Source organism: Marinobacter sp. tcs-11, assembly GCF_002049515.1.
GTDB lineage: Bacteria > Pseudomonadota > Gammaproteobacteria > Pseudomonadales > Oleiphilaceae > Marinobacter > Marinobacter nauticus.
The window spans coordinates 28,806-43,426 of record NZ_LLYU01000003.1 but is presented as its reverse complement, the minus strand read 5'-3'; the positions used below and the strand labels follow the sequence as shown (position 1 = coordinate 43,426).

General features: G+C 59.6%; 17 protein-coding genes. 6 read left to right on the top strand and 11 right to left on the bottom strand.

Annotated elements, in window-relative coordinates; all coding sequences use genetic code 11:
- Nucleotides 1-159 precede the first annotated feature (159 nt).
- The gene (locus ARC85_RS04660; RefSeq protein ID WP_199452828.1) at nucleotides 160-600 is read left to right on the top strand and encodes an OmpA family protein; all 441 of its coding nucleotides are present in this window, start codon (nucleotides 160-162) and stop codon (nucleotides 598-600) included.
- Between the two features lie 57 nt (nucleotides 601-657).
- Here ARC85_RS04660 and ARC85_RS04655 read toward each other — a convergent pair whose 3' ends face one another.
- The 5 genes from ARC85_RS04655 to ARC85_RS04635 all read right to left on the bottom strand — a co-directional run bounded on the left by ARC85_RS04655 (nucleotide 658) and on the right by ARC85_RS04635 (nucleotide 4,866).
- Nucleotides 658-1,059 carry an MAPEG family protein gene (locus tag ARC85_RS04655; protein WP_199452826.1) on the bottom strand — a complete coding sequence of 134 codons (402 nt, stop codon included), beginning with the start codon at nucleotides 1,057-1,059 and terminating at the stop codon, nucleotides 658-660.
- A gap of 1 nt (nucleotide 1,060) precedes the next feature.
- Nucleotides 1,061-1,303: a GlsB/YeaQ/YmgE family stress response membrane protein gene (locus ARC85_RS04650; RefSeq protein ID WP_011787088.1), complete on the bottom strand. Its 243-nt coding sequence runs from the start codon at nucleotides 1,301-1,303 to the stop codon at nucleotides 1,061-1,063.
- A 71-nt stretch (nucleotides 1,304-1,374) separates the two neighbouring features.
- Nucleotides 1,375-2,094, bottom strand: coding sequence for a lysophospholipid acyltransferase family protein (locus ARC85_RS04645; RefSeq protein WP_286714391.1), 720 nt, complete (start codon nucleotides 2,092-2,094; stop codon nucleotides 1,375-1,377).
- Between the two features lie 49 nt (nucleotides 2,095-2,143).
- Nucleotides 2,144-2,731 (bottom strand): class GN sortase, encoded by a 588-nt coding sequence (locus ARC85_RS04640; protein ID WP_011787090.1) that lies wholly within the window; start codon nucleotides 2,729-2,731, stop codon nucleotides 2,144-2,146.
- On the bottom strand, nucleotides 2,728-4,866 hold the full coding sequence (locus tag ARC85_RS04635; protein WP_286714390.1) for a marine proteobacterial sortase target protein: 2,139 nt from the start codon (nucleotides 4,864-4,866) through the stop codon (nucleotides 2,728-2,730). The genes ARC85_RS04640 and ARC85_RS04635 overlap by 4 nt, the downstream gene beginning before the upstream one ends.
- Nucleotides 4,867-5,055: 189 nt before the next feature.
- On the opposite strand from ARC85_RS04635, the gene pdsR reads away from it, so the two are divergent.
- Genes pdsR through ARC85_RS04620 form a run of 3 tightly spaced genes read left to right on the top strand, consistent with a single transcriptional unit; the run spans nucleotide 5,056 to nucleotide 9,101 of the window.
- Nucleotides 5,056-5,757, top strand: coding sequence for a proteobacterial dedicated sortase system response regulator (gene pdsR, locus ARC85_RS04630; protein WP_011787092.1), 702 nt, complete (start codon nucleotides 5,056-5,058; stop codon nucleotides 5,755-5,757).
- A 3-nt stretch (nucleotides 5,758-5,760) separates the two neighbouring features.
- Nucleotides 5,761-7,797: a proteobacterial dedicated sortase system histidine kinase gene (gene pdsS, locus ARC85_RS04625; protein WP_286714389.1), complete on the top strand. Its 2,037-nt coding sequence runs from the start codon at nucleotides 5,761-5,763 to the stop codon at nucleotides 7,795-7,797.
- Nucleotides 7,794-9,101, top strand: a complete 1,308-nt coding sequence (locus ARC85_RS04620) for a DUF3422 family protein (RefSeq protein WP_286714388.1) — start codon at nucleotides 7,794-7,796, stop codon at nucleotides 9,099-9,101. The genes pdsS and ARC85_RS04620 overlap by 4 nt, the downstream gene beginning before the upstream one ends.
- Before the next feature lie 4 nt (nucleotides 9,102-9,105).
- On the opposite strand, the gene ARC85_RS04615 is transcribed toward ARC85_RS04620, so the two are convergent.
- Nucleotides 9,106-9,885 (bottom strand): ATP-binding protein, encoded by a 780-nt coding sequence (locus ARC85_RS04615; protein WP_286714387.1) that lies wholly within the window; start codon nucleotides 9,883-9,885, stop codon nucleotides 9,106-9,108.
- 103 nt (nucleotides 9,886-9,988) lie between these two features.
- On the opposite strand from ARC85_RS04615, the gene cysK reads away from it, so the two are divergent.
- Complete coding sequence (gene cysK / locus ARC85_RS04610; RefSeq protein WP_286714386.1) at nucleotides 9,989-10,960, top strand: cysteine synthase A; 972 nt, start codon at nucleotides 9,989-9,991, stop codon at nucleotides 10,958-10,960.
- A 63-nt stretch (nucleotides 10,961-11,023) separates the two neighbouring features.
- Here cysK and ARC85_RS04605 read toward each other — a convergent pair whose 3' ends face one another.
- The 3 genes from ARC85_RS04605 to ARC85_RS04595 all read right to left on the bottom strand — a co-directional run bounded on the left by ARC85_RS04605 (nucleotide 11,024) and on the right by ARC85_RS04595 (nucleotide 12,370).
- Nucleotides 11,024-11,602, bottom strand: coding sequence for an outer membrane beta-barrel protein (locus ARC85_RS04605; RefSeq protein ID WP_286714385.1), 579 nt, complete (start codon nucleotides 11,600-11,602; stop codon nucleotides 11,024-11,026).
- Nucleotides 11,603-11,936: 334 nt separating this feature from the next.
- Nucleotides 11,937-12,164: a hypothetical protein gene (locus ARC85_RS04600; RefSeq protein ID WP_286714384.1), complete on the bottom strand. Its 228-nt coding sequence runs from the start codon at nucleotides 12,162-12,164 to the stop codon at nucleotides 11,937-11,939.
- 56 nt (nucleotides 12,165-12,220) lie between these two features.
- Complete coding sequence (locus tag ARC85_RS04595; RefSeq protein ID WP_286714383.1) at nucleotides 12,221-12,370, bottom strand: hypothetical protein; 150 nt, start codon at nucleotides 12,368-12,370, stop codon at nucleotides 12,221-12,223.
- 204 nt (nucleotides 12,371-12,574) lie between these two features.
- Here ARC85_RS04595 and ARC85_RS04590 point away from each other — a divergent pair, with 204 nt between their 5' ends.
- Nucleotides 12,575-13,174 carry an ATP-dependent zinc protease family protein gene (locus ARC85_RS04590; protein WP_286714382.1) on the top strand — a complete coding sequence of 200 codons (600 nt, stop codon included), beginning with the start codon at nucleotides 12,575-12,577 and terminating at the stop codon, nucleotides 13,172-13,174.
- A 1-nt stretch (nucleotide 13,175) separates the two neighbouring features.
- On the opposite strand, the gene ARC85_RS04585 is transcribed toward ARC85_RS04590, so the two are convergent.
- A complete protein-coding gene (locus ARC85_RS04585; protein ID WP_286714381.1) occupies nucleotides 13,176-14,063 on the bottom strand; it encodes a DNA ligase in 888 nt (295 codons plus the stop codon).
- Between the two features lie 51 nt (nucleotides 14,064-14,114).
- Entirely contained in the window at nucleotides 14,115-14,552 is a 438-nt protein-coding gene (locus ARC85_RS04580; RefSeq protein ID WP_014422944.1) for a YtoQ family protein, read from the bottom strand.
- Between the last annotated feature and the right edge of the window lie 69 nt (nucleotides 14,553-14,621).

Below are 14,621 nucleotides of genomic sequence, written 5' to 3'. Positions count from 1 at the left end.
TCCCGGTGTAATCACACAGTCACACAAATGCCATTCAATCGGTAGCTATAGAACCCGGGTGGCTATCGACCATTCGCCAATTGCCGTTATGGCCTCTGACATCAATAGTGAAGGGGACATAACAAAAAACGCCGGGCACTCGACTCGAGGAAGCAGCAAATGACCGTACTCGTTCTGGACAACCCCGATATGCTGGCCAAGGCCGCCCTGGCCTTCGCCGGCGCCAACGGGCAACTGTCGGCCGACGCCGACCGTCCCCACCGTACCCGATTCCACTACGGTTTCAACAAACACACCCTGGATGCCCAGGATATCGACATGCTCAAGCGGCACGCGGCTTATATCAAAGGGCACCCCGGCATGCGGGTCCGGATTCACGGCCACGCCGACAATTTTGGCTCTGCCGAATACAACCGTTTTCTGGCCCGGCTCAGGGCCAATGCTGTGGCCCGGCTACTGATTCAGGAAGGCGTGTCGCAATCGGCCATCCTGCTTGCCACCTGGGGCTCCGATCGCCCGCTGACCCGGCCGGAAGATCACGCTGCCAACCGGCGGGTGGAACTGGAATACCTGAGCCTGGATATCGCCCAGGCACTGTAATCGCCAGAAACACAAACGGGGCCTCGCGGCCCCGTTCTTCAATGGCTGGACACCGTCTCAGCCATAAACCTGCCAGACGTTCCAGAACAGCAGCAAGGCCGCAACCAGAATCGCCAGCCAGGTCAGCAGGATACCGATCATGCGCGCCTTGTGTGGCCCGCCCTTGCCATTGATCATGCCCCAGGCGTGGAGAATGCGGCCCACCACCAGCGCCATTCCGGTCCAGTAAATCAGCGAACTGGAAACGCCATTGAGCTCGGCAATGGCGAGCATGATCAACCCCAGCGGTGCGTATTCCACAAGATTGGCGTGGGCGCGCACGGCAGCCTCGAATTCCGGGTCATCATTAACCCCAAGGCCCTTGCGGTATTTCAACCGGTACTTGACCACCTGAGCCGACAACACCAGCAACAACAGGCCGGTGACAGCCGCGAAAACAGCAGTGACAGGTACGATCATGTCAGCCCTTCTTGATCTTGTTAACGATGGCCAGCAGCAATACGGCGCCTACCGTTGCGGTCACCAGGCGGCCAATGGCGCCGTGGGCCGACAGCTGCAACAGGCCAAACAGGAAGCCGCCAATAAACGAGCCGACAATCCCGATACCAATGTTGGCCAACACGCCAAAGCCCTTGCCCTTCATGATCAGCCCGGCCAGCCAGCCGGCCAGACCGCCAATGATCAGAAACCAGATCAGGTTCATTATGTCACTCCCCAGATGTCCAGAATCAGCGTCAGTTTCGTCCGAAAGACTGCCCTGTTTTCACTGGCTGTTCAAGCAGTTCCGTGGGTAAGTGCGAGGTCAGTAATGGCCTCTTCCATCTGTTGGCGACAACGGTGCATCAATTCGGGAATGTCCTCGCTGGTCATGCCCTGTGTTTCGACTGGCGGGAGAATCCGCAAAGGCACAGGCTCCCGTCGTCCGGTCCAGCCTCTGGATTTGCCATGGTATTCGCCCGCACACACCATGGTGATGGGTGCGCCAGCGGCAACGGCCATGTGAAATGCCCCTTTCTTGAAGCTACCCAGGCCACGGCCACGGCTGCGGGTTCCCTCCGGAAACACCCAGATGCTCTTGCGTTCCAGGTTAATGGCGTCGCTGGTGGCCTGCATGGTGGCCACAGCTTTGGCCGCACGGCCGCGATTCAGGATGATGTTGCCTCCCAGCCAGAATACCTGCCCGAAGAATGGCACCCAAACCAGTGAAGATTTACCAACCGCCACCCCACGTGGCGGTAACAAATCACCCATTACAAACAGATCATCGTTCTGCTGATGATTGGCGATAATCACGGTCGGCCGATCCTTGGGCATGTTTTCAGCGCCGTAGAGGGGGCGCTTCATTCCCAGAATACATCGGCCGATTCTGGCCACAACCCAGCCCAGGATGCGGTTGTTGTCAGGATTGAAAGGCCGAAAGAGGTAGAGCAACATCATAACCAGGCATACGACAGGAACGCTGAGCCAGGCCAGGATTTTTCGAACTTGTGACATTCTGTTTGATCCGATTCACTGCATTTTGGCGCACAAGTGTACGCCAACATCACAGAGCGGCGACAGTATCAATTTGTTCCATACCGTAAGCCGGTTTTGCCTCCACCACATAACGCAACGGGCCGGAAGCGTCCAGGCTGTCAAACGGGTAACAGGTGATCAATACCAGGGTATCCCGGGCCAGAGACCGGGTATCCAGAGACTCACGGGAACTGTCCACCACCCGGGTGGCTGTCACCTGATAACGTCGCCACTGCCGATCCATGCCCTGCAGCCTGACCGCATCGCCCGGTTCCAGATGCTGTAGATGCCGAAAGTGGGTATCACGGTGGCCCGCGAGCACCACCGGCGCACCGGGGCCTTCACTACCGGGCACCCGCCCCGGACCAAACGCGAGGCTTTCACCATGAACGCCCTCCAGCACGATCATGGACACGCCTTGTTCCGGTATATCCAGCTTCGCCACTGGCCAGGTATCGGCCCAGGGCCAGGGCCTTGCCTCGCTCTGTCGGGCCTGGCTCTCGGCCCAGGCCAGCTCCAGCATTTCCTGGGCCACCAGTGCCTTGAACGGAATCCACAAACCAAAGACCAGCAGGGTGGCGGAACAACCCACCAACAATAGCAACGCCCGGCTCATAGCGTCTGCCTCCGGCTGAGCATGACAATGGCCAGTGAGAACATCAGCCCCACCAGCCCCAGGGCGGTCAGCAACGGACCGAAGGTGGCCGTTTGCGGGTAACGCAGCATTCCTGGCTGGCTGCCGGCCGGCAGCAAGGTGGGCACGGCCTCCTGATTGAGGGATTCTGCCTGAGGCCGAGATACACGCTCCTCAATGGCGACGAAGCTGGTGAACGGCGACATCACACCGTGGCTCAGTGATAGCTCGACGATGGCCGCCTCATCAGGCTCAGTGCCCGCCAGGCGCGCGCTGTCCATCACTGCATCGATGCGCCCCCGGGCCCACTGTCGGTCCAGGCCCTTGCCCGGCGCAGCACTGGCAAGATCCAGGCTGGTGCGCCACGACCGGCCACCGGGTAAACGGCCGGAGACCGTGAGTTCCCCTTCAGCCGGTGCGCCACGAACCACCTGCACCATAGGCTGACCATGGAACAGATCCCCCGGTTTGGCCGGGACCGGTTGTGCAACAGTACCGGGCCATTGCACCTCGACATCCGTCATCACCGGCGCTTCCATGGCGGCAAACAGCTTACCCAGGGCTTTATCCACTTCCGCTGCGCTGTGTACCGCGGTGTACTGACCCCGGCCCCAGCGCGCAGCTTCCCGGAGAAAATGCATATTTGGAGCAGTACCAATGGCGACGGTAAACAGCCGGCGGTTTCCAAGCCCGGTGCGGATCTGATCGAACAGGGCCGATTCATTGCCGACGGCGCCGTCGGTCATGAACACCATCTGCTGCACATGGCCGGACGACTCCGAGCTGTCCATACCCATCGCCAGTGACAGCGCACCGGCCATTTCTGTGCCACCGTCGGCATTCAGATCCTGCACATAATCCCGCGCCCGAGCCAGATAGTGGCCATTGGCAGGCACCGGTTGCGGATAAAGGGCATGGGCCTGGCTGTTGAACTGGATAACATTGAAACGGTCACCCGGGCGCAGAGTGTCGAGCCCCCTCAACAAAGCCGAGCGAGCCTGACGGATAGACTCCCCGGCCATGGAGCCGGAGGTGTCGATAACGAACAGCAGCTCTCGGCGAAGAACCTGGCCGGTGGTTGCAGGCGGCATGACCATGGCCATCAGAAAATCCTCGCCTTGCCATTGCTGACGGAACAACGCGGCCGTCGGAGCCTGGTTGTCAGCGGGCCGCCAGCGCACAATTACATCCCGGTCCATCAGGATTTTCCCTTGTTCCGGCGCTACTGTTGCACGACTACCCTCCAGCTCGACCTGCAGTGGGTGGCTGGGGCTGGTCACCTCATCAACAGGCAATCCGGCTTCGATATCCAACTGAATGGTTGCGCGGTGACTGCCGGGGTTTACGTCATCCGGAAGCACCGTGAACGGACTGATTTCATCGGCATCGGCTACTTGCGTTGTGGGTAATGACCAGCCGGATTGCCATGCACTGGCGGGCGTGGCAACAGGGGCGCCCGGCATGTATCGGGGTGTAAGCGTGGTAGGCAAACGCAACTCGAATTCGCCATGACGATAGTTTACCGGCTGCTGATATTGCACTTCCACGGTCACTTCCTCGCCCGGTGCGATGTTGGCAATCCGGCTGGTGAACAGGTTCGGCCGGTTCTGCTCCACGGTCGCTGCTTTCTGGCCAGCCTGCTTTGCCTTTTCATAGTTCTGGCGAGCCTGGGCCCGGGGCTGTAGCTGGCCCACAATCCGCCGCTCGCCAACGGTCATGGTGAGGCCATAGACACTGGCCTGCTCCGGTAACGGGAATACAAACAGGCCTTCCTGCCAGACATCGCTGGTGTTGCGAAAGGTCCGGGTCAGGTGCGTCTGCGCCAGCAAGCCGGTCACCTGTACTTCAAACCGGCTGTCCAGAACCAGTGCCGGTTCCTGCCACGCACTGTTGCGCTCAACCAGATACAGCTGCCCGGGCTGCTCGGATTCCATGGCGCGGGCCTCGGCATACAACGGATGCACAAACAACATCAGCACCATAGCCAGCCAGAGGCTGATGCCCTCGGCGCAGCGGATCATGTTTCGTCTGGCCCGGGTCGACAGCGACGGTTTTAAGGACGGTTGGTGACATTCGGGCCGAACGACCGGGTTGGCAAGCAGCGATAGCAGCATCATTGGATTTTCCTTGTCTTGATGGTGATGCCACTATTTCAGCTCGGCCACAGGGCAACCCGATGGCAGAATCCGGCACGCTGACGATGAAAAATGATGAATTATGGCAATGGCGTCGACATCGCTTGTATGCCATGGTCAGCGTGATTTAATGGCACTGCGATTTCGTCAACAAGGCAGACTGAACCGACCATGAAGAAGCACATCGTCCTGATTGAGGATGAGGCCGGCATTCGCGACAACTATCGCGCGGCCTTCGAACGCCGGGGCTACCGGGTATCCACCTACGGCGACCGGCCGGCGGCCTGGCAGGTGCTGCGCCAGAGCCTGCCCGATCTGGCCATTATCGATGTCGGGCTGGGCGAGGAAGCCGAGGGGGGCTTTACCCTGTGCCAGGATCTGCGCAGCCTGTCTGCCACCTTGCCGATTATCTTCCTGACTGCACGCGACAGCGACATCGACTCCGTGCATGGCCTGAGGCTGGGCGCCGACGATTACGTCACCAAAGACATGAGCCTGGAGCACCTGCTGGCGCGCATCACCGCCCTGCTTCGGCGCGCGGAAGCCTGGGCCGAAGCACTGCAGAAACCCGATGACATCCTCACGCGGGGCAAGCTGACCCTGAATGTGGACCGGATGACGGTGGCTTGGCAGGGCCAGCCTGTGGACCTGACCGTGACCGAATTCTGGATGTTGCATGCCCTGGTTCAGCACCCGGGCCATGTGCGCAGCCGCGAACAGCTGATGGAAGCTGCCAGCACCGTGCTCGATGACAATACCGTGACCTCCCACATCAAGCGCATCCGCCGCAAATTCAGCCAGCTGGATGACCAGTTCGATGGCATCCAGACTGCCTACGGTATGGGCTACCGCTGGAATGCCCGTGAGGTCTGAACCTTGACCCTGAAACGGCAGTTGCTGCTGGCCAGTTTGCTGATGCTGCTGATTCCCTGGGCAGGGCTGCGCTTCGTGCTGGAGCTGGACAACGCCCTGCGCCAACAGGCCCTGCAGCAGCTTCAGGCCCAGGGCACCCGCCTGGCAGACGTGGCCGGCGACCGGCTGCTGGACACCCCGGTCGTCGCCGACCAGGCCGCCATCTACGCAAGCAGCACCGACCAAGCCATCACCATTGACGGCTATGGCCATGAGTGGCCCGGATTCGACGAGGGCGATCAGCCTGCCCCCTGGCAAACCGCCGGCACAACATCCCCAATACGCTGGCAGGCCAGTCACGATGATCAGTTCCTGTATTTGCTGATCCAGCGGCTGGATCAGGGCCTGGCGTTCTATAATCCGGCCCGGCCTGACCAGGCCCATGAACACTTTGAATTATGGCTCCAGGCGCCGGCGCGAGAACTGGGCGCTCGCAACCAGGACCAACGTTGGTTTATCCGGGCGGTGGCCCCCGGTGACGTGCCGGTGTATCGGGCTGAGCCAGCACAAGCCAGAGATCACCGATTACAGGCCAGCTGGCAGGACAAAGGCGCAAGCTGGGAACTGGAACTGAAACTCCCCTTGCCATCGCCCGGCAGCCGGCTGGGATTTCAGGCCACCCGGGAAGGCCAGCCAGACAGCAACGCGGGGACAGCACTGGCACCACCGCCGCTGCTGGTGCAACAGGACAGCCGTCTGGAGCACCTGCTGAAGAGCCAGATCAGCCTCGGGCAGCAGGCCACGGTACTGGAACCGGGAGCCTGGATACTGGCCCACAGTCGGGTCGCTGCGCCAGCCCCAGCCTCAGTGTTTGATGACTTGTCCCCCGGGCAGATTCTGGAACAAATCAGCCTCAATGCACTGAGCGGGCTGATTCGCCTGTATCAGCCGGAACCGATGCACTTGTCAAAGGAAAACAACCGGCTGGAGATGACCAGGCTGCCCGACAACGGCCTGGTTCGGCACGACGATGGCTCGGTCTGGCTGGCCACCCGGCATGAGCTGTTCGGCGGCCGTACCCTGTTACTGGAGCAATCGCTGGATCAGTTACTGACCCTGTCCGGGTCGACCCTGGGGAGCGTTCTGGCCCGGAGCCTGTTGATCATTCTGGCATTGATGCTGGTGTTACTGGGTTATGCCAGCTGGCTTTCCTGGCGCATCACCCGGCTGCAGGCGCTGGTTGAGGCCAGTGTCGACGACGATGGCCGCATTCTGGCCGCCATTCCCTCACCCCGGAGCCGGGACGAACTCGGGCAACTGCAACAGCACTTTGCCCAGATGGTGGCCCGTCTGCAGAGCTACAACCAGTATCTGGAAAGCTTTTCCAGACGCCTCTCCCACGAGCTGAAAACCCCGGTCGCGGTGGTGCGCTCCTCCCTTGAGAACCTGGCCCAGGGAGTCGCCGAGAAAGATCGGGAACAATACCTTGAGCGCGCAGCCACCGCCACCGAGCGCCTGCGACATATCCTGCACAGCATGAGCGAAGCCGCCCGGCTGGAGCAAAGCTTTGAGGACACCGAAAAAGAGCCGTTTGATCTGGCCCGGGTGCTGGCCGAAGCCACCTCCGCGTACCAGCAGCTGGATACCCGGCACCGTATCGTTTATTCGGGCCCGGCCTCTGATTGTGTGATGAACGGCTCACCGGAAATGCTGGTACAGATGCTCGACAAGCTGGTGGACAACGCCCGGGACTTCACGCCAGAAGGCGGCGGCATTGATGTTTGCCTGCACACTCGCGATAGCCATTATCTGATCGAGGTGTTCAACGAAGGCTCCCGGCTGCCGGACCATGACGGCGTCGATATTTTCGGTGCGTTCGTCTCGCAACGCAGCGGCGCTCACGACGGGCACCTTGGCCAGGGTTTGCTGATCGTGCGACTGATTGCCGACTACCATGGTGGCCGGGTAGAGGCCAGAAACCAGCACCAGAGTGGCATTGACGGGGTCTGTTTCCGGGTTATCATCCCCGCTACCGAGGCCAAAGCAAGGACATCACCGTGAGTGCCGACACCAACAGCCTGGATTTTCACCCGCTCCGGGCGGATCTGTATCAGGAACTTCATTCCCGACCGTTCCAGATCATTCCGCCCCATGCCCGGGTCACCCAGATTGCGGTGATCACCACACCGGAACAGCGAACCCGGCAGTTTGAACATCTCCAGAAACTGCACCGGCTGCTGGGCGAACCCTGGCCGGAGCAAGAGGTAAGCTGCTACGAACAGAGCTTCGGCAAGCTTCGCATCCGGCGTGAAGTGCACATGGAGTTTACCTCCTACACCTTCATCAATCTGGCCGATTCAGACGCGGATCCGTTTGCCGAAACCGGCCTGAGCCTGTTGCCCGACGGCTGGCTGTCGCAACTGGAGGGTACCGTGGTGGGGGCCTTTCACGTTGAGGTGCGCGCCTCCTCCGAGGACGCACGCAGCGAGCTGGCCTTCATGCGCAAGCATTTTGAAGGTATGCGCCTGGTGGGCAGCAGCCCGCAGGAAGGCGCCGCCCGGGTACTGGGCTCATTCCAGTTGCACAGCGACAATTTCGGGCGGTTCATGGTGCTGAACCACCATATGTCCAACAGCCAGCTTGGTCGTCTGGTTCAGCGTCTGATGGAAATCGAGACCTATCGCCTGATGTCCCTTCTGGCCTTACCCGTGGCCCGGGAAATCACCCCTTCCCTGAACGACATGGACCAGCAGCTTGCCCGCATCACTCAGTCCCTGGCGGACAACGAGAGCCTGGATGAACAGCAGATTCTGGCAGAACTGACCAACATCGCAGCCCGAATCGAAGCCTACCGTGCCCATACCACCTTCCGGTTCTCCGCAACCCGGGCCTATCACCGGCTGGTGCTGACCCGGTTGGAGGAACTGCGGGAAGATGAAGTCTCCGGCCACCTGACCATCACCGAATTCATGACCCGGCGACTGACCCCGGCGGTAAAAACCTGTGAAGCCGTCAACGAACGCCTGGAAGATCTGTCACGCCGGGTCGACCGGGCCTCGGAAATGATGCGCACCCGGGTGGAACTGGCCATCCAGAGCCAAAACCAGCAACTGCTCAGTTCCATGGACCGCCGTTCCCGCATTCAACTGATGATGCAGCACACCGTGGAAGGCTTTTCCGTGGTGGCCATTTCCTACTACCTGATTGGCCTGCTGAAACTGGCGCTGGACGCCCTGGCGGGCACCGGCCTGACCATCAACGAACCCCTGGTGACAGGCCTGGCCATACCGGTGGTGATGGTGCTGGTGTTTATCGGCATCCGCACCATCCATCATCGTTTCATCCGCATGGCCCGTCGGCAGTAGCGGTTCAGCAGAACCGGGGGTCGCCAGCAAACTGGCGGAAAAACTGCTGGGCGGTGCGGCCGTTGCGCACACCCTTGCCGGTGGCAAAGCGCACCGCTTCGATATGCAGCTGTTCCCGGTCTGCCACTTGCGGGAACAGGGCATCCACCGCCTGCAGGTAGATATCCTGGGAGAAGGGATAGAACGACAGCTGCAAGCCAAAGCGGTCTGCCAGCGACACCTGCTCCTCGATAGCCTCCGCCGGATGCAGCTCGCCATCCCGCACTTCGCTTTTCACATTGTCGCTCATGAACTCCGGCATCAGGTGCCGGCGGTTGGAGGTGGCATACACCCGCACATTCTCCGGCGGTAACTCCAGCGAGCCTTCCAGCACGCTCTTCAGTGCCTTGTAACCGGACTCCCCCACATCGAACGACAGGTCGTCGCAGAAGATCACAAACCGGAAGGGCAGGTCGCAGATGTCATCGACAATTTCCGGCAGGTTTACCAGGTCGTCTTTGTCAACCTCGATCATCCGCAGCCCCTGATCCCGGTAACGGTTGAGCAAGGCCTTGATCAGCGACGACTTACCGGTCCCCCGGGACCCCCATAGCAGCGCGTTGTTGGACGGCTCGCCGGCCAGGAAGCGCTCGGTGTTGCGGGCCAGGGCCTGCTTTTGCCGGTCGATGCCGGTGAGATCGCGCCAGCTGACCGGGTCCAGCCGACGGATAGCCCGCAGGCCTGAACGGTGGCGGCGCCAGACCGCCGCCGCAATGTGCGCCCAGTCGAAAGGGGTTTCGCTCATAACCTTACTCCGTTTGGTTCTGAATATGCCCGCTTACAGTCTGGCCTTGGCCAGACCTGAAGGGGTAGGATCTGCAGATCTTATCAGACACTAGGAGCAAACCATGGCACGCATCTATAACGACAACTCCCTTTCCATCGGCAACACCCCCTTGGTGAAACTGAACCGGGTGAATGATGGCGCCACCATCTGGGCCAAGATTGAAGGCCGCAACCCCGCGTATTCCGTTAAGTGCCGCATTGGCGCTGCCATGATCTGGGACGCTGAAAAACGGGGCGTTCTGAAACCGGGCATGACCATTATTGAGCCCACCAGCGGCAACACCGGTATTGCCCTCGCCTACGTGGCAGCCGCCCGGGGTTACAAGCTGGTACTGACCATGCCTGCCTCCATGAGCCTCGAGCGGCGTAAGGTTCTCAAGGCCCTGGGAGCCGAACTGGTACTCACCGAACCCGCCAAGGGTATGCCGGGCGCCATCGCCAAGGCCGAGGAGATTTTTGCCTCCGATCCGGACAACCACTTCCTGCCGCAGCAGTTCCAGAATCCCGCTAACCCGAAGATTCACGAGGACACCACCGGCCCGGAAATCTGGGACGATACCGACGGTGAAGTGGATATCTTTGTTGCCGGCGTGGGCACCGGTGGCACGCTGACCGGCGTATCCCGCTATATCAAGCAAACCAAGGGCAAGGCCATCACCACCGTGGCAGTGGAACCCACCGATTCGCCGATCATCACCCAGGTACGCAACGGCCAGGACCCGAAACCGGCCCCCCATAAAATCCAGGGCATTGGCGCCGGCTTTATTCCGGGCAACCTGGATATGGACCTGGTGGACCAGGTTGAAGCCATCAGCAACGAAGACGCCATGGCCATGGCACACCGGCTGATGAAAGAGGAAGGGATTCTGTGCGGCATCTCCTGCGGCGCTGCGGTAGCCGCGGCCGTCCGGGTGAGCAAGCAGCCGGAGCATCAGGGTAAGAACATCGTGGTAATCCTGCCGGACTCCGCCGAGCGCTACCTGTCTACGGCGCTGTTTGCCGACACCTTTGGTGAGCTGGAAAACCAGCAGTAATACCACCTCTGTAAACGCAAAAAGCGCAGCCTTGCCGGGCTGCGCTTTTTGGTTTCAGACGGCTCAGAACTGGAACTTCAGGCCCACCCGGCCAGTATCGAAGTCCGGGCCGTCATTGGTCACCTGCCCGTTGAAGTCGTCTTCATCGATATCCACGTTGTAGCGGTTGTATTCGGCGAACGCGGTCAGTTGCTCGGTCACCCGGAAATCGACACCGGCACCGACAAACGGACTCACCTCATCGTAGGTTTCGCTTTCGTCAAAGGCGTCTACATCGAATGCTGAGGCAAAGGCTCCGGCCTTGGCATAAACGCCAAAGCTGTCGGTCAGTGGCAGGCGACCGATGGCACTCAGGCCCGCGCCTTTAAGCTTACCTTCCACGTCATCATCGCCGAAATTGCCAAAATCGATGTATTCGGCTTCAAGGGCAAAGAATTCGTTGAACTGATAGCCCAGAGCTGCACCAAGCAGATCGTTCTCGTCCTCGAATTCGCCGCCGTGAGCCTTGTATCCCCCGTAACTACCACTGATGTACGGTCCTGACTTGTCGCGGCTGACATTATCCTGGGCCCAGACAGCAGGGGCAGTGAAGACGGCGGCAGTCAGAACAGTTGCACACGCAAAACTGGCTTTATAGCTCATAACGCGTTTTCCTCTGTGGTTGGGTTTCCTTTCGTCGAAACGATCAACCGGAATCCTTGTTTCCCGATTGCGTAATGACACCCTACCGAGGATTGGCCAGCTTTGGGGTTAAAACCGGACTAAGAATTATTCACCTTTTGGTCATGTCGTTCGCGCAATTGGCGACTTGTGAGCGTGGTGACCAGCTGCCCCGCCATCGCCACACTACCGTAACTCAGCCGGGAAATGCCGTGATGCCATCCCCGAACCACTCGCGCTCCGGGCCGGGTAACCGGCACAGATTCCAGTATCCGAAAACTTTCTTCGGCCACCGACAAATGAACCCGCTGCAGTTTCACGGCACGGTGGTGCACGCCGTGAGGATCAACCGCTGCACCGGAACGGGCCAGTTACTGACCAGGGATTCAAGCAGTGCCGCCAGCTCCTGGCCATTACGATAAATCGGCCGACCGGTGTTGAAACGCAGTTTCAGGGCGCTGGCATCGCCAAGCTGTTCCGCCAGGTAGCTGCCATAGTGGTAACCCGGTCGCGAGGGAAAATCCCATACCGACTCCAGTTCCATGAGGCCGTGGATCGACAGGCACAGGGTACGGCCGGGCGCCTCGGGTTCCGGTTTCTCTACCTCAGCTCTGTATCTCCGGCAAATACGGACATAGGAACGGCAAGACTATTGCCACGATGCTCCAGCCAGTCGCCAAGAAAACCACTGGCGATGGCCGCTACCTGTTGCTGGATTCGCCCGGTTGAGGCCTGAGGTGCCATCATCATTCTCCTGTTGATAACTCCAGTGTACGCCTGCCAGGGACAATGGCTATGGCGATAATCGGGCCAGAATAAGGCTCACGGGCGAATGGCTGCCAACGCTTCGGCTCAAGGAAGTTTAATCTGCCCGCAAGGGCGACAGAGAAGGAATCCTGATACGCTTTCGAACCGTATTTGTCGTTTAACCGGGAAAATACAAGGAAGCATCCAATGCGATCTGCTGTTCTCTTACTCACTCTGACAAGCCTGATTTTTTCCGCGCTTCCGGCATCAGCCGAAAGCACAGAAGAGGCCACACCGGAACCCGAGGTTATGGGGTTTGTGGAATGGGTGGTAATGGGCGAAACCGGCATACGCCTGAAAGCCCGTCTCGACACCGGTGCCAAGACCTCCTCTCTGCATGCGGTCAATGTTGAACCATTCGAGAAGGACAATGAAGAATGGGTGCGGTTCCAACTGCCCTTGGGCGACCATGAAGACCAGCCCAGTGAAGGAGATATTGATCACGAAGAAGTGATTCTAGAATTCGAACGGCCGGTATACCGGACCGTTCTGATCAAGCGCAAGGGCGCGCCGTCACAACGCCGATACGTGATAAAAATGGACTTCTGTATTGGCGGCAAAACCCATGAAACCCAGTTTTCACTGACGGATCGGGGCAAGTTCTCTTATCCGGTGCTGCTGGGCCGTCGCTTCATGCGCGATGACAACATCCTGATCGACTCAGGCCGCAGCTTTATCGTTGAAAACGAGTGTGAATACAGCACCCTCGAGGAACTCGCCGAGAGTAAGAAGGCGCTGGCAGGCTGAACTATTCGATACTCTCCGGTTCGTCATTACGAATTCTTAGAAAGCTGGCGAACCGGGGTAAGCCTGTAGCCGTGAGGCCGCGATAGCGGAAAGTAACCCGGGCGCCAATAGCCGGCGGATTGTGCCGCTCCTCATCGGTAAACCCGGTGCCAAGCCGGAACCGGCGACCACTTTCCAGCTCTACCTCCAGAGCCCCCAATAATCCCTCATACTTGCCCTTGCCGGGAAGATGAGCAACCACTGTGGCTTCCGCATCCTGATGTTTTTTCACCTTGAGCAGGTCATCTGAACGGCCCGCCTGATACCAACTTTTGCGGCGTTTCAGCATCAGTCCCTCACCACCGGCCGCGACCGTTTGCTCAAGCCGGGCCATCAGCTCATCGTGGCTGGCAACTACCTGCTGTTCCACCAGTACCAGATAACGCGAATCTGCTGCGGTCACCAGCTGTTGCAAGCGTCTATAGCGTTGCTCAAAAGGCCGATCTGGCTCGGGCAAATCAAAGACGTAGAAGCGCACCTGACGCCATTCCTGGTCTACTGGCTGAACTTTGCGGACTACGCCAGATAGTTCCGCAAAACGGCCACGACCGCTCCAGAGTTCGCCATCCAGCGGTTGAGCGGGAAACTGACGGGTAAACCAGGCCGGTGCGCTATACCTGTACCCGCCCCGAGACCAGAGCGTCTCGCCATCCCAGAATGCCCGGACACCGTCCAGCTTTTCACTGACCCAGTACTCTTCCAGATTGACCCCGGGATGGTAGACATTGGCGAGCGGAAGAGCCGGCGGCCGGCCACTGGCGTGCCCAAACGCTGAAAGGAAGATTGATACAACAATAAAACTGAATGCCAGAGGCATCGCCCTGACACGGGTGGTATTGCAGAGTGGCATAGTCCTTTGCCCTGTTACGTCCCTGTTTACAGAATTCCGATATTTCGGCTCTTAAGCCGTTACATACTTCAGCAGCTCTACCACCTGTTCCGGCGTTTGAGCCCATGCCATGGCGGCGGCGTCCACTTCTTTGAGCGGATGCACAATGTCTTCGTCATGCAGGGTAATGTATGGCGTACCCATAGCCGCACAATAACCGGCGTCGAAGGCCGCGTTCCACTGCTTGTACTTGTCGCCAAAGCGGATGACCGCCAGATCACACTGCTCAAGCAGGGTTTTGGTGCGGATGGCGTTTACCTTGGACGACTGGTGGTCACGCCAGAAATTGTTTTCCGGCTTGCCCAGGAAGTCACCTGCGGCATCACTGGATTCGTGATCGGTATTGGCAGACGTGAACTCTACCGGCAGGCCGGCCGCCTCGGCACCCGCAGCAATCTGCTCGCGCCAGTCGGTGTGGATTTCGCCGGAGAGGTATACGGTCCAGATCATGTTGGGCTCCTTACGCCAGTTTAAAGCCGGCCAGTCTAACCTACGGGCCGGCTTTAATGTAGGCATCAG

Bases quoted from the DNA above. Each gene is read 5' to 3' on its own strand.
- ARC85_RS04650 (WP_011787088.1), bottom strand. From the start codon at position 1,303: ATGAACCTGATCTGGTTTCTGATCATTGGCGGTCTGGCCGGCTGGCTG.
- ARC85_RS04590 (WP_286714382.1), top strand. From the start codon at position 12,575: ATGCGATCTGCTGTTCTCTTACTCACTCTGACAAGCCTGATTTTTTCC.
- ARC85_RS04655 (WP_199452826.1), bottom strand. From the start codon at position 1,059: ATGATCGTACCTGTCACTGCTGTTTTCGCGGCTGTCACCGGCCTGTTG.
- ARC85_RS04580 (WP_014422944.1), bottom strand. From the start codon at position 14,552: ATGATCTGGACCGTATACCTCTCCGGCGAAATCCACACCGACTGGCGC.
- pdsR (WP_011787092.1), top strand. From the start codon at position 5,056: ATGAAGAAGCACATCGTCCTGATTGAGGATGAGGCCGGCATTCGCGAC.
- ARC85_RS04660 (WP_199452828.1), top strand. From the start codon at position 160: ATGACCGTACTCGTTCTGGACAACCCCGATATGCTGGCCAAGGCCGCC.
- ARC85_RS04585 (WP_286714381.1), bottom strand. From the start codon at position 14,063: ATGCCACTCTGCAATACCACCCGTGTCAGGGCGATGCCTCTGGCATTC.
- ARC85_RS04635 (WP_286714390.1), bottom strand. From the start codon at position 4,866: ATGATGCTGCTATCGCTGCTTGCCAACCCGGTCGTTCGGCCCGAATGT.
- ARC85_RS04640 (WP_011787090.1), bottom strand. From the start codon at position 2,731: ATGAGCCGGGCGTTGCTATTGTTGGTGGGTTGTTCCGCCACCCTGCTG.
- ARC85_RS04605 (WP_286714385.1), bottom strand. From the start codon at position 11,602: ATGAGCTATAAAGCCAGTTTTGCGTGTGCAACTGTTCTGACTGCCGCC.
- ARC85_RS04595 (WP_286714383.1), bottom strand. From the start codon at position 12,370: ATGATGATGGCACCTCAGGCCTCAACCGGGCGAATCCAGCAACAGGTA.
- ARC85_RS04600 (WP_286714384.1), bottom strand. From the start codon at position 12,164: ATGGAACTGGAGTCGGTATGGGATTTTCCCTCGCGACCGGGTTACCAC.
- ARC85_RS04645 (WP_286714391.1), bottom strand. From the start codon at position 2,094: ATGTCACAAGTTCGAAAAATCCTGGCCTGGCTCAGCGTTCCTGTCGTA.
- ARC85_RS04615 (WP_286714387.1), bottom strand. From the start codon at position 9,885: ATGAGCGAAACCCCTTTCGACTGGGCGCACATTGCGGCGGCGGTCTGG.
- cysK (WP_286714386.1), top strand. From the start codon at position 9,989: ATGGCACGCATCTATAACGACAACTCCCTTTCCATCGGCAACACCCCC.